Below are 13,660 nucleotides of genomic sequence, written 5' to 3' on the forward strand. Positions count from 1 at the left end.
GGCTGTTTGCTGGCTCGCTGCGCAGCGGCCAACGAGCTGCCAATATCATGACTTTAATCCAGTCAGCAAAGCTGAATGGACTGGATCCGTATGCCTATTTAAGTGATGTGCTGAAAAGGCTGCCGACGCATAAAGTGACCCAAATAGAAGAATTACTGCCACACCGCTGGAAATCCGACCAAAATTAAAAAATAGGCATGGGATTCAGCGGACGCTTACGATAAAGATGACACGTGGGGATTCTTAATAATTCCAGATGAAACGCTACGTGTAAACGGAATTAAGTCATTTGAGCGAGAAGCTTTATGGCAGATTAGAAGGTCGTATACGGATTATCCGTTATGGTCTAAAGAGGATTATGACGATACAGTAAAATTTTTTACTGAGTTGACAAATGAGGCGGGGTGGCCAAGTAAAACAGGCAACCCCTCTGGCTCAGGTCGCTACAATAATGTCTAAGTGATCTTCGCTATATCATTAAATTGGCTAGGCCACTGAAAAGTGGCCTTTTTGCCATTGGGTGCATAAAACATTTTCCATAAATCCATAAACTCACGGGAAGCGCTAAGTCCCTGTAAAACCTCAGGAGAATTTGTTTTCTGTGCTTCGTAGACTAGGAATTGGAAGTAGTAGATGAGCCACAGTGCGTTCATATCGTTGAAGGCTACGAAATCCTCATCGTTGATGGTTCGTGAAAGTAGAAAACGAGAATTAGACTCTGTGATTTTTTCATATAGATCATCAAATATTAGCTTAACTTGATCAAATGGTGTCGTAAAAAACTGGTCTATATCGGTTAAGTAGCAGAAGCGATCTTCAGCTCTCATTTTTTTTAGTAATTGACGCATCGTTTTAATACTTGGGTGCTCTGTACCATCATTGTCACTGTCATTATCAACGAGTTCTGTATTCAGATATTTGTCAAATGAGCTGATCGTCGGGAGTTTCTCTAATGGTTTTTTATTTGCGTGTGAGGCTAGTGAGTAGATGATGAAATCGGAAAAACTACTGGATGGACCATAGGGTTTATTTTTATTAAAACGAAACTTAAACAACTGCGTAAAGCACAATGGCTCCATATTACTGTCTAAGGTTAGGATTGCATCAAGATGAATTAAGAGCTGGATAACGAGACAGGAGGGCTGTTTCATTTGCTCAAGGGATAGATGTACTTGGTTATGTCCTGTGACAACAATGCTCTGAATAAATTGATGCAACTCAGCAATACTTTGCTCTGAAAAACCAGTCAGTTCAGCTTGGTCGAATAGCGCAACATGCTTATTCCAATTTTGATACATCTCATTTTGCAAAGGGTAGAGCGATAGGCATTTCAAAATATACGCAAATGTGATCTGGATATTTTCCCCCTGATCAACCACTTGACTGGAGTTGCTATCTAAAATATCTAACCCAAGAGCTTCACAAAGCATGCCCTTTAATTCAATAGGTGAAAGATCTTCTTCGATGGAATCTGCATTTTTAACCAATCGTTCTATATTGCTTTCAAGCGTTCGATCAAACTTTTTTAGTATTGAAAAATTAAATTGTGTTAAATCCATGAAATACCTTTGAATTAAGTGGTGATCTCAGCGACAAGCTTTGGCGTACTATCCTTAAGTTATCCATATATACACTGCCACAAGACTTTAAAATAGTGTTAAATACGGGCATTAAAATTTAATACTTTATTTGGGTTCTTATGGATCATTCAGTACATAACAAATTGGTTTCATTTATCTGGTCGATTGCTGATGACTGTCTTCGAGATGTCTATGTACGTGGTAAATATCGTGATGTCATTTTGCCGATGGTGGTATTACGCCGTCTGGATACTTTATTAGAGCCGACCAAAGATGCAGTACTCGAAGAAGTCCGCTACCAACAAGTCGAAATGGAACTCACCGAGTTTGATGATGAGCCACTTAAAGAAGCATCAGGCTATGTGTTCTATAATACTTCTAAATGGACATTACGTTCGCTGTATACCGCGGCATCAAACAACCCTGAAATTTTATTGGCGAACTTTGAAGAATATTTAGAAGGTTTTAGCGACAACGTTAAAGAAATTATTCAGTGCTTTAACCTTTACGCTCAAATTCGTCATATGTCGCATAAAAATGTGCTGTTAGATGTAGTTGAAAAGTTCTTATCACCATACATCAACTTAACCCCTGAAGATGCAGTCGACCCAGATGGCTACCGTTTACCTGCATTGACTAACTTAGGTATGGGCTACGTCTTTGAGGAATTGATTCGTAAATTTAACGAAGAAAATAACGAAGAGGCGGGTGAGCACTTTACGCCACGTGAAGTGATTGAGTTAATGACGCATTTTGTCTTTGACCCAATTCAGGAAAAATTACCTTTAACCATCACTGTCTATGACCCTGCTTGCGGTTCAGGTGGGATGCTGACTGAAGCCCAAAACTTTATTGAAGAGCGTTATAGCGTTGAAGATGGCAACCGTGACGTGATTCTGTACGGTAAAGAGATCAATGATGAGACGTATGCGATCTGTAAGTCAGACATGATGATTAAGGGCAATAACCCTGAAAATATCCGTGTCGGTTCAACACTTACCACAGATGAGTTTGTCGGCACCAAGTTTGACTTTATGCTGTCTAACCCACCGTATGGTAAGAGTTGGGCATCTGAGCAAAAGCACATTAAAGATGGTTCAGATGTGATTGATCCACGCTTCATTGTGAAATTAAAAGATTATTGGGGTAAGGAAGAAAGCTGTGATGCCACACCACGTTCAAGTGATGGTCAGCTTCTATTCCTCATGGAGATGGTCAATAAGATGAAATCGCCTGAGCATAACGGCATTGGAGGTCGTATTGCTTCTGTTCATAATGGTTCAAGCTTATTTACCGGTGATGCAGGTGGTGGTGAAAGTAATATTCGTCGTTATATCATTGAAAATGACTTATTGAATGCGATTGTGCAGTTACCCAATAACTTGTTCTATAACACAGGTATTACCACTTATATTTGGTTGTTGTCGAATAACAAACCAGTACAGCGCAAAGGCAAAGTACAACTGATTGATGCAAGTTTGATGTTCCGTAAGTTGCGTAAAAACTTAGGCAATAAAAACTGTGAATTTGCCCCTGAACATATTACGGAAATTATGCAGACTTACCTTGCAGGTCAAGACGTAGAGCGTCAGCTTGATGCGAAAAATGATCCTATTGGTATTGCAAGCAAGGTGTTTGATAACCAAGACTTTGGTTATTACAAGGTCAATATTGAGCGTCCAGACCGCCGTAGCGCACAGTTTAGTGCAGAGCGTTTGCAAGGTTTACGTTTTGATAAGTCGTTGTCTGAGCCGATGGAATATATGTATAGCACTTATGGTGATGAAATTTATAGCGAAGCCAAGCTTGATGCGGTCAAAAAAGAAGTATTAGCATGGTGCGAAGATCAAGAGATTACGCTGAACAATAAAGCCCAAGCCAAGCTGTTTGATGTGAAGCTTTGGAATGCTTTAAAAACAGCATTGGACAATGCCTTAAGCATCATGCAACAGGTGGGTACAGATGAGTTTTCAGACTTTAACCTGTTTAAGAAGAAAGTCGATGAAGCAATCAAAGCTTTAAAAATTAAGCTATCGAATTCTGAAAAGAATAACATTTTAAATGCGGTAAGTTGGTATGACGAAAACGCAGAAAAAGTGGTGAAAAAAATCGTGAAGCTGAATGATGCTGAGCTTGCTGATTTGCTTGCACACTTGGGTTGTACAGAAACGGATTTGGCGGACTTTGGCTATTATGCAACGGCGAAAAAAGGAGAGTTCACCACCTATGAAAGCAATAGCGATTTGCGTGATAGTGAATCTGTACCGTTAAAACAGCAGATTCATGCGTATTTCTTAGATGAAGTGAAACCGCATCTGGCTGAAGCATGGATTAATTTAGATTCTGTGAAGATTGGTTATGAGATTAGCTTTAATAAGTATTTCTACCAGCATAAGCCGTTGCGTTCTTTAGAAGATGTGGCTCAAGATATTTTAAGCCTTGAGAAACAAGCCGATGGTTTGATTGCACAGATTTTGGGTCTTTAAGGGGAAGCATGATGTTTGAAAAATATGATGCTTATAAAGATTCGGGTGTGGAAACCTTAGGTAAGATACCTAACGATTGGGACGTTTTAAGATTCCGAGATATTTGTGACTTTGGTAAAGGCTTAAACATTACTAAAGAAAACTTAGAAGAAGTCGGAATACCCTGTGTAAATTATGGTGAAGTCCATTCTAAATATGGTTTTGAAGTAAATCCTGAAATTCACCAATTAAAATGTGTATCGGAAAACTACTTGAAAAGCTCACCAAAATCTCTACTTCGATATGGTGACTTCGTATTCGCTGATACATCAGAAGATATTGATGGATCGGGAAACTTCACATACTTAAATAGCCATCGAATAACCTTTGCTGGTTATCACACAGTTATTGTACGTCCTAAAGATAAGATCAATGTTCGATTCTTAGCATATGTATTTGATTCAAGAAGTTTTAGAAATCAAATTCGTAAAGCAGTTAAAGGCGTTAAAGTTTACAGTATTACAAAAGCGATCTTAAAAAATACAAATGTTTGGTTGCCGAATTCAGATAAGCAACTTGAAATAGCAAGTTTTTTAGACCAGAAAACAACTGAAATCGACCAAGCCATTGCCATTAAAGAACAGCAAATTGCTTTACTCAATGAACGTAAGCAAATTGTCATTCAAAAAGCAGTGACTCAAGGTTTAGATCCAAATGTACCGATGAAAGATTCGGGTGTGGAATGGATTGGTCAAATTCCTGAGCATTGGGAAATAATAAAAGTAAAAAACTTGTTTAAGCTAATTATTGAACCTGCACCTAAAAACAACGACTTAGAACTTTTATCTGTTTATACAGATATAGGTGTCAAACCTCGTAAAGAATTGGAGGAACGAGGAAATAAGGCATCTACTACAGATGGATATTGGAAAGTTAAAAAAGGCGACATCATTGTCAATAAATTGTTGGCGTGGATGGGTGCAATTGGCTTATCTAATTACGATGGAGTTACAAGCCCAGCGTATGACATATTGAGAGCAACAAAGCCATTAAATCCATATATTTATCATTTGTTGTTTAGGTCTCCAACTTGTAGTGCAGAATTGAAAAAACATTCTCGGGGAATTATGGATATGAGACTGCGTCTGTATTTTGATAAGTTTGGTGACGTATTAGTACCTTATGCTCCAATTGCTGAACAGAATGAAATCATTAAATATATTGAAGTAGAAGAGCAGAAAATTAATGCAGGAATTGAATTAATCAATCAGCAAATCGAAAAGCTAAAAGAATATAAAACTACACTCATTAATGATGCTGTCACAGGCAAAATTAAAGTGGCATAAAAATTAAGCCTAGCAAACTTCGGTTGGCTAGGTTTTTTTAATATTTCGGGGGGAATATGAGCTTATATACAGTAGACACAGCCAATAAAAAACTAAAACCATTAGACATCACACAATTGAAACAACATAACCTGACAGAGCGTTATGACTTACAAGAATGGTTGGTGAGCCACCCTGAAGCATTGGGCGAAGAACTGCTGATTATCCAAAAAGAATTTGATGGTTTTGATGGGACTGGGGAACGCTTAGACCTATTGGCACTAGACACCAAAGGACAGCTTGTACTGATTGAAAATAAACGAGATGACAGTGGACGTGATGCCGTGTGGCAGGCACTCAAGTATGCATCTTATGTAGCGCCGTTTACCTCAGATGACATCGAAGACGTCTTTGCAAAATATCTATTTAAAAATAGACCTGAATATCCCGACTTAGAACCGAATGCATTTGATGCAGATCAAGTTAAAAACACCGCAAAAATTCTGATTGAGCGCTTTTTAGAAGAACATCAAGAAATGGGTGTGGCAATCACCACCTTAAACCCAAGGAATAGCCAGCGTATTATCTTGGTGGCAGGCGAGTTTCGTAAGGAAGTGACCAATACCGCATTGTGGTTACTTGACCGTAAAATTGATCTGAAATGCGTCAAAGTTTCGCCATATAAACTAGACGAACAATTGTTGGTGGACATTCAGCAAATTATCCCTGTCCCTGAAGCATCGGAATATATGGTTCGACTCACGCGTAAGGAAGATGAAGAAACCATTGCCAAAGTAAAACAAGCCGATCATACCGATATACGCTACCAATATTGGGAGCAATTGCTTGCTTATTTTTCACAAAGCGAAAATTCGCTTTATAACAATATTAGCCCGAAGACTGATCATTGGTTGAGTTCAGCAACAGGTATATCGCAATGCACCTATCACCTGATCTTCTTGCAGAAAGCGATACGAGTAGATATTGAGTTTGCGAGAAAGGACGCCGTGGAGAATAAACAGCTCTTTGATTTCTTCTATGCGCGTAAAAATGAGATTGAGCACAAATTTGGTCAGCCTTTAGAGTGGTTAAGATTAGATGCTAAGAAATCATCTCGGATTGAGTTTATTTTGAATACCGATGGTCATAATCAGGACTTATGGCAAAGTCATATCGCATGGCATTTGGAACATATACAAAAGCTTGAGCAAGCCTTTAAGCCATATATGAATGAAGCGTATCAAGTGATTAAGTAAAAAAACATAGATCTAAAAATTTAAAATTGAGGGTAGGTTGTGTCAGAATCACAAGCGTTGATTAAAGTAGCAGTGTGCAATGTGGCACAGTTGCTTCGTGGTGGAAATATTCAGGTTCAAGACCAAGCAGATATACAAGGTAAATTGAAGATACCTGAATATCAGCGACCATATATTTGGAATGCAGAACAACTGGATCAACTCATTACTGATATTGAAGAGCATCAGAAAAAATCGAAACGCAGTGCTTACTACTTAGGCAGTATTATCTTACATGCCAAAGATACAGAGTTGAATATTATTGATGGTCAGCAAAGGTTGACCAGTTTAACGTTATTTGGCTACTTGAATGAACAACTGCAAGATGTCACTTTAAGCTATCACTCGAGTGTGAGTGTTGAGCATATCCGACGCAATTTAGCCTATCTACACTCGATTAAAGATAAATGGGAAAAAACTATTGATCTTGAAAAGGTCGTTGTTTCATTGGTGGTTACAACATCAGAAGACGATGCTTATAAATTCTTTGAAACGCAAAATACAGGCGGTGTTCGCTTATCTGGTATCGATATTATTAAGGCGTATCATCTTCGTGCGATTAATTCAGAACAACAAAAGAAACACCAAACGTTTTATGCCAAAAAATGGGAAAGCTTGGGGGAGTTTTCTGAGACGGTATGGAGATTATTATTAGGGCGATATTGGAATGTTCTCAACTTCAGAGACATCCCTTACTATAAAAACAAAGTCGCAATTAAAAATGCCATTATTGAAGAATTTTCAAAGAATACCCAAAAAGGTACAGAAGATATTGCTTATAGCCAAATCAGCACAGAGTATAACCCTGTCAATCGCTCCTCACAGATCAGCACGCCCAACAGTTACCATTTCAGACAACCATTAAATGCAGGGATTAATACCATTTCATACTTAGAATACTACAATCAGTTGTATTTAAAGTATTACCAAAACTTGGATGTAGCGTATTTAGCAGAGTATTACCAATTTACAAAGTGGTTAAAACAGCTAAAAGGATGTCATTTTTTAGCAGAGTTATATGCCATTGGCATCATGCTATATGTAAGCAAATTTGGTGAATACAAATTAGATATTTTTGCGAAAAAGTTTTTCCGTGTGGCCTATTCACCAAGAGCAACGAATAAGACTAGAGTACAAGCGGAGAGCGTACCTAAACTGCTCAAAGATAATCAACTATTAGATCATTTGGTGATGGCTTATCGACCCGAAGATTCTTTTAAACATTTAGATAGTTTGAATTTTGTGGTTACGGAGTATGATCTGGATGAGACTAAAAAGTCCCTCAAAAAAACCTTTATTCAAGAAACTATAAAGCACTTTGAACTGAATTTGAAAAACGAAGAAATACAACAGGGCTTTTTCGAACAGCTAACGCAGAAAATAAAGAATTTGGGGTAAGAAATGAATCAGTGTGTAGATACAGAATTATTGACGCTTCAACGTGTCGTAGAGCAAAAATATCAATTCATTATCCCGAGTTACCAACGCCCTTATGTTTGGACAAGCGATGAAATAAAACGACTATTAGAAGATATTCATTCAGCATATATACTTGAAGAACCTCATTATTATGTGGGAAGCACTCTGACGGCTCGAAGAAACATCGTATTAGGAAATGAAAATGTTGATGTACTCGAGTTGATTGATGGACAACAACGAACGACGACTCTGATGCTATTTTCTCTAGCTTGTATGAGCTTAACAGAAAAAATAACGCATCCAATACTAGGTGTCGCGAGTATTCAAAAACAACCAAGATTACATTTTGAAATTAGAGAAAATGTACAAGCTTTTTTGCAAGAACATTCTGGATTGGCCAAGGTTATGGCAAAGCATGTATTCAATGCCCAAGAAGATGAATATCTTGAAAAAATTGAACAAGGCTTAGTTGTTATTCGTCAGTATTTAGAATCACTGAAAAATCAAGGTGTTTTAATTGGATATCTAGATTATGTTTACCACCATGTGACTTGGGTAAACAACATCGTCCCTACTGATACAGATTTGAATAAGATATTTACCAGTATGAATACAGCAGGTGTTCAGTTAGAGCCTGTAGACTTGGTAAAAGCAAAAATCTTTAAAAAGATAAATACAGATAAAGTCCTTTATAGTGAAATATGGGATATCTGCCAAAATATGAATCAATATTTTGAACGATTACTCAAAGGGAAAATCAGCATAGAAAGTTGGCGAAAATTGAGCTTTGCTGATTTAGTTAAATATCAGCCATCAAAAATGGCTTTCCTCTGCTTGCGAATTTCATCTGAAGTAGAACAGCTAGATCTTTCAATTTCTAAGATATTTGATGATTTTAAATCAGACATCAATAATGAAAATATCAGCTTTCAGAAAGAGATTCAGCCGGTAGTAAAAAGCTTAGGAAATGAAGAAATTAATTATACTTTTCGTTCTTTTTTAAGTTTTGACTTATTGCTGATTCATGCCTTAAGAATTTATAAAATTCAAGCAAACTTAGGTACAGATATTCAGCAACGAATGACAGGCGCAAAACTTCAAGAAATCTTTGATGATTTTTTAGAAGAAGCAGATGAAGTTCATATTAAGGCATTTATACAGACCTTATGGCAAGTTCGTTATTTGTTTGATCGCTATGCGGTAAGATGGATAGAAGATGAAGAGAGTCGATCAGAGGAGCTAGTATTAACCTATATATCAGCACTTGATAAAAATGACTCCTATCCAAGATCAAAACAGGAGTATTCGGCACTACAGCAATTGCAAAGCGTTTGTATTTTCACAACTGACCGTAATGCACATTATTGGCTGACGCCATATTTAATGGAACTAGTAAAAGTCTTTGAACAGCGTGGTGAAAAGGCTTGTGATGAGGAAGCATTGACCATTCTTGAGAAAATTGACAATACACTTTCTTTAACAACGCAGACTCAGAAACAAGCAAGTTATTTGTTGGCCCAAGGGGTAGAAGTTGCAAAGGACTCTTTTGATAATATCAAAGCAAATTTAAATACACCTCAAGGCACTGGATTTAAACATTATTGGTTTCAGAAACTTGAATACACATTATGGAAAGCGATCAAGTTCGATAATTTGATGCAATGTCGTGATCAAAAACAGTTTAAAGGCTATCGTATTAGCTCCAAGAATTCGATTGAACATATACATCCACAGAATGAAAAATATAGCTTAGGGTTAGACGACCAATATTTGCATGCTTTTGGCAATTTGGCATTGCTCAGTCCGAGTCAAAATTCGGAATATAGTAATAAACCTATTCGTGTCAAAAGAGCTGATTTCTATGAAAAACCTGTTTATGATTCATTGAAATTAAAGAACTTATTTGACCGTTTAGACAGCGAGAGTAAAGAGCTAGATATCCATACGATTATTGAACATCAGCAGGATATGCTGAATGTATTGGAACAGCATTATAAAGATAAGGGTGTGACATGGTCAGTTTAACCAATGAACGTGCTTTAGAAATGGCAATTGAAAAAGCCCTAACTGGAACATGCCTTGAAAATGTTAAAGCAGGTTTAACCGACATTGCTCAACCTCATCATGGCTTTGTATCAGGTTCACCTGCAAACTTTGACATGCTTTATGCTTTAGATACTCAATATTTCTGGCAGTTTTTAGAACAAACCCAAGCTGATGAACTCGCAAAGATTCAAAAGTTTAACCCACACGATTGGCAACGAAAAATCTACGAACGCTTTGATCGAATGATCCGAAAGCATGGGGTGGTGCATTTACTGAAAAAAGGTCTCGCCGTAGATCAAGCACATTTTCAGTTGATGTACCCAGCGCCGTTGGCAAGTAGTTCTCAGAAGATTAAAGACCGATTCAAGCAGAACATTTTCAGTGTGACTCGCCAATTACGTTACTCAAAAGCCAATCCATTACAAGAAATTGATATGGTGGTATTCGTAAATGGTATTCCAATTATTACCTTTGAACTAAAGAATGAATGGACAGGGCAAAATGCTCGTCATCATGGTCAAAAGCAATATAAACAAGATCGAGATATCACACAGCCCTTATTGAGCTTTGCTCGTTGTATTGTGCATATGGCTGTCGATACCGATGAAGTCTATATGACCACGAAGCTTGCTGGGGCGAATACATTCTTCTTACCTTTTAATAAAGGTCATAATGCTGGTGCAGGAAATCCGCCAAATGCAGAGGGGCATAAAACGGCATACCTTTGGAAAGAGCTACTTTCTAAAGAAAGTCTGGCAAATATTATTCAGCACTTCGTACGACTAGATGGTGATGAGAAAATCTTATTAGACAAAAGAAATCTTTATTTCCCTCGTTATCATCAGCTTAGTGTGGTGCGCCGTCTCATTTATGATGTTTCAACACGTGGCGTAGGGCAGACATATCTTATTCAACATTCCGCAGGTTCAGGTAAGTCAAACTCGATTACATGGGCAGCATTTCAGTTGATCGAAGCTTACCCAGTAGAAAAAGACATTGCAGGAAGCCGAGGGCTAGAACATCCCTTATTTGATTCAGTGATTGTGGTGACGGATCGCCGTATTCTGGATAAACAGCTTAAAGAGAACATCAAGGAATTCTCAGAAGTTAAGAATATTATGGCACATGCCCATAAGTCTTCAGAGCTGAAATCTGCTTTAGAAAATGGCAAAAAGATTATTATTACTACGATTCAAAAATTCCCTTTTATTATTGATGGAATTGCAGACTTAAGTGAAAAGCGTTTTGCTGTGATCATTGATGAGGCGCATAGCTCTCAATCGGGTGTTGCACATGACAAAATGAATGAAGTCATGGGTAAAGCCAATGAAGACAGTGATGGTGTAGATGCTCAAGATAAAATCTTAAGTGCGATGTTGGCACGTAAGATGAAAGGCAATGCATCCTATTTTGCTTTTACTGCAACGCCGAAGAACACGACTTTAGAAAAGTTTGGTGAAAAGCAAGCTGATGGTTCTTTTAAACCTTTTGATCTGTATTCGATGAAACAGGCGATTGAAGAAGGGTTTATTCTAGATGTCTTGTCCAATTACACGACATATAAGAGCTTCTATGAAATTGAGAAGTCGATTCTAGACAATCCATTATTCGATACTAAAAAAGCGCAGAAAACCTTACGAAGCTATGTGGAGAAAACACAACAGACCATTGATATCAAAGCTGAAGTAATGTTGGATCATTTCATTCAACATGTGGTAAATACCAAGAAATTAAAAGGCAAGGCCAAAGGGATGATTGTGACTCAAAATATTGAGTCTGCAATCCGTTATTACAAAGCGATTGACCGACTGCTTGAGCAAGCAGGATATCCATTTAAAGCCATCATTGCTTTCTCTGGTGAGAAGAAAGTAGATGGTATTGAATATTCAGAAGCGATTCTCAATGGATTCTCTGATAATGACACTAAAGATATGTTCGATCGTGGCTATGTGGGTGACAAGAAGCCTGTAGGCGTGAATGAAGATCAGTATCGCTTACTGATTGTTGCCAATAAATACCTCACTGGATTCGATCAACCAAAGCTTTGCACGATGTACGTTGATAAAAAGTTGGCGGACGTCCTGTGCGTTCAGGCACTTTCTCGTTTAAACCGTTCTGCCCCTAAATTGGGTAAGAGAACAGAAGATCTATTTGTGCTTGATTTCTTCAATGAAATAGAAGATATCAAACAATCATTTGATCGTTTCTACACGTCGACTACGTTGTCACAAGCGACCGATATTAATGTACTCAACGAACTAAAAGATGAGCTAGATACTGTTGGAGTATATGAATCATCGGAAGTCGAAGACTTTGCCACAAAATATTTTGATTCAGTAGATGCAGAAAAATTAAGTCCAATTATTGATACTGCCGTTGCACGTTTTGATGCTGAGTTAGAGCTTAGCGCTGAAGATAAAGCTGATTTCAAGATCAAGGCAAAGCAGTTTGTGAAGATTTACGGACAGATGGCTTCAATTTTGCCATACGAGGTTGCAGCTTGGGAAAAGTTATATTGGTTCTTAAAATTCTTGATTCCTAAACTCAAAATTGAAGATCCAGAAGCAGATGCTTTAGACGAGTTGTTAAATTCAGTTGATTTAAACTCCTATGGTTTACAGCGTAAAAAACTGAATGAGCAAATTGAGTTAGATGCTGAAGAAACAGTTCTAGATCCGACAAACTCGAATCCTCGTGGTGCTCATGGCGGTGAAACTGAAGAAGACCCATTAGATGAAATCATTAAAACGTTTAATGAACGTTGGTTTGGTGGTTGGGCTGCAACGCCTGAGGAGCAAAAAGTAAAATTTGTAAATATCTTAAAACAGATCAAGGAACATGCTGATTTTGAAAGCAAGTATCTGAATAATCCTGATCCGCATACCAAAGATTTGGCTTTTGACAAGATTATGAATGAAGTGATGTTACGTCAAAGAAAGATCGATATGGATATGTACAAGCATTATTCAAAAGATACTGCCTTTAGAATGTCATGGAAATATAGCCTGCAACAGGGTGTGATGCGATAAGATCAACATGTATGTGGAATTGGATACTAAAGATTACAGTAGTAATCTTTAGTTGTTCAAATTAATTTGGGTGAAAATGGGTGCAACATTTTCTTTTTATCTTACTAAAGAAGATGTTAGCAATGATTTCAACTCCCACTACCTCCAAATTGGAGTGGATCAATGCTTTTGGAATAAGATATTTGTCCTTCATTATTATTTTTAGAACTTAATGAGATTATTCGGTGTCCCTCCTTAATGAAATAAAAGTGTTAAAGATAATTTAGACTAAGGCCTGCTGCAACAAAAAGAGACACAAAGTGTCGCTTAAATATAAATCAATATAGACTTAACAAGACCGAATTTAGTAAAATTGGCCACAGATTAAACCTACAAAAACTAGGGTCTGTTGACATTTGTTGATTAAAAAAATAGCGAGATAGTAAAATTAAATCGCCAAACCCAATTTTACACTCGCTATGCCTCGAACAATGCTAAATGATCAACACTGGTCCAAGTTAC

At 37.5% G+C, this 13,660-nt stretch carries 8 protein-coding genes; 7 read left to right on the forward strand and 1 reads right to left on the reverse strand.

Annotated elements, in window-relative coordinates; all coding sequences use genetic code 11:
• Positions 1 to 188 (forward strand): transposase domain-containing protein (locus FTT98_RS15900; RefSeq protein WP_180177557.1); only part of this gene is annotated, 188 nt, incomplete at its 5' end.
• Positions 189 to 455: 267 nt separating this feature from the next.
• On the opposite strand, the gene FTT98_RS15905 is transcribed toward FTT98_RS15900, so the two are convergent.
• The gene (locus FTT98_RS15905) at positions 456 to 1,559 is read right to left on the reverse strand and encodes a hypothetical protein (RefSeq protein ID WP_180177558.1); all 1,104 of its coding nucleotides are present in this window, start codon (positions 1,557 to 1,559) and stop codon (positions 456 to 458) included.
• Between the two features lie 140 nt (positions 1,560 to 1,699).
• Here FTT98_RS15905 and FTT98_RS15910 point away from each other — a divergent pair, with 140 nt between their 5' ends.
• The 6 genes from FTT98_RS15910 to FTT98_RS15935 are packed head-to-tail and all read left to right on the forward strand — an operon-like array spanning position 1,700 to position 13,159.
• Positions 1,700 to 4,066, forward strand: coding sequence for a class I SAM-dependent DNA methyltransferase (locus FTT98_RS15910; protein WP_180177559.1), 2,367 nt, complete (start codon positions 1,700 to 1,702; stop codon positions 4,064 to 4,066).
• 8 nt (positions 4,067 to 4,074) lie between these two features.
• Positions 4,075 to 5,391 (forward strand): restriction endonuclease subunit S, encoded by a 1,317-nt coding sequence (locus FTT98_RS15915; protein WP_180177560.1) that lies wholly within the window; start codon positions 4,075 to 4,077, stop codon positions 5,389 to 5,391.
• Positions 5,392 to 5,447: 56 nt separating this feature from the next.
• Complete coding sequence (locus tag FTT98_RS15920; protein WP_180177561.1) at positions 5,448 to 6,626, forward strand: DUF4268 domain-containing protein; 1,179 nt, start codon at positions 5,448 to 5,450, stop codon at positions 6,624 to 6,626.
• Between the two features lie 39 nt (positions 6,627 to 6,665).
• Positions 6,666 to 8,063, forward strand: coding sequence for a DUF262 domain-containing protein (locus FTT98_RS15925; RefSeq protein WP_178319141.1), 1,398 nt, complete (start codon positions 6,666 to 6,668; stop codon positions 8,061 to 8,063).
• Positions 8,064 to 8,066: 3 nt separating this feature from the next.
• Complete coding sequence (locus FTT98_RS15930) at positions 8,067 to 10,109, forward strand: DUF262 domain-containing protein (RefSeq protein ID WP_180177562.1); 2,043 nt, start codon at positions 8,067 to 8,069, stop codon at positions 10,107 to 10,109.
• A complete protein-coding gene (locus FTT98_RS15935) occupies positions 10,097 to 13,159 on the forward strand; it encodes a type I restriction endonuclease subunit R (RefSeq protein ID WP_180177563.1) in 3,063 nt (1,020 codons plus the stop codon). The genes FTT98_RS15930 and FTT98_RS15935 overlap by 13 nt, the downstream gene beginning before the upstream one ends.
• Positions 13,160 to 13,660 lie beyond the last annotated feature (501 nt).

This window comes from Acinetobacter sp. YH12039 (assembly GCF_013420015.1).
Lineage (GTDB): Bacteria > Pseudomonadota > Gammaproteobacteria > Pseudomonadales > Moraxellaceae > Acinetobacter > Acinetobacter amyesii.

Excerpts from the sequence above, each read along its gene's own strand:
- FTT98_RS15905 (WP_180177558.1), bottom strand. The coding sequence starts at position 1,559 with ATGGATTTAACACAATTTAATTTTTCAATACTAAAAAAGTTTGATCGA.
- FTT98_RS15910 (WP_180177559.1), top strand. The coding sequence starts at position 1,700 with ATGGATCATTCAGTACATAACAAATTGGTTTCATTTATCTGGTCGATT.
- FTT98_RS15915 (WP_180177560.1), top strand. The coding sequence starts at position 4,075 with ATGATGTTTGAAAAATATGATGCTTATAAAGATTCGGGTGTGGAAACC.
- FTT98_RS15920 (WP_180177561.1), top strand. The coding sequence starts at position 5,448 with ATGAGCTTATATACAGTAGACACAGCCAATAAAAAACTAAAACCATTA.
- FTT98_RS15930 (WP_180177562.1), top strand. The coding sequence starts at position 8,067 with ATGAATCAGTGTGTAGATACAGAATTATTGACGCTTCAACGTGTCGTA.
- FTT98_RS15935 (WP_180177563.1), top strand. The coding sequence starts at position 10,097 with ATGGTCAGTTTAACCAATGAACGTGCTTTAGAAATGGCAATTGAAAAA.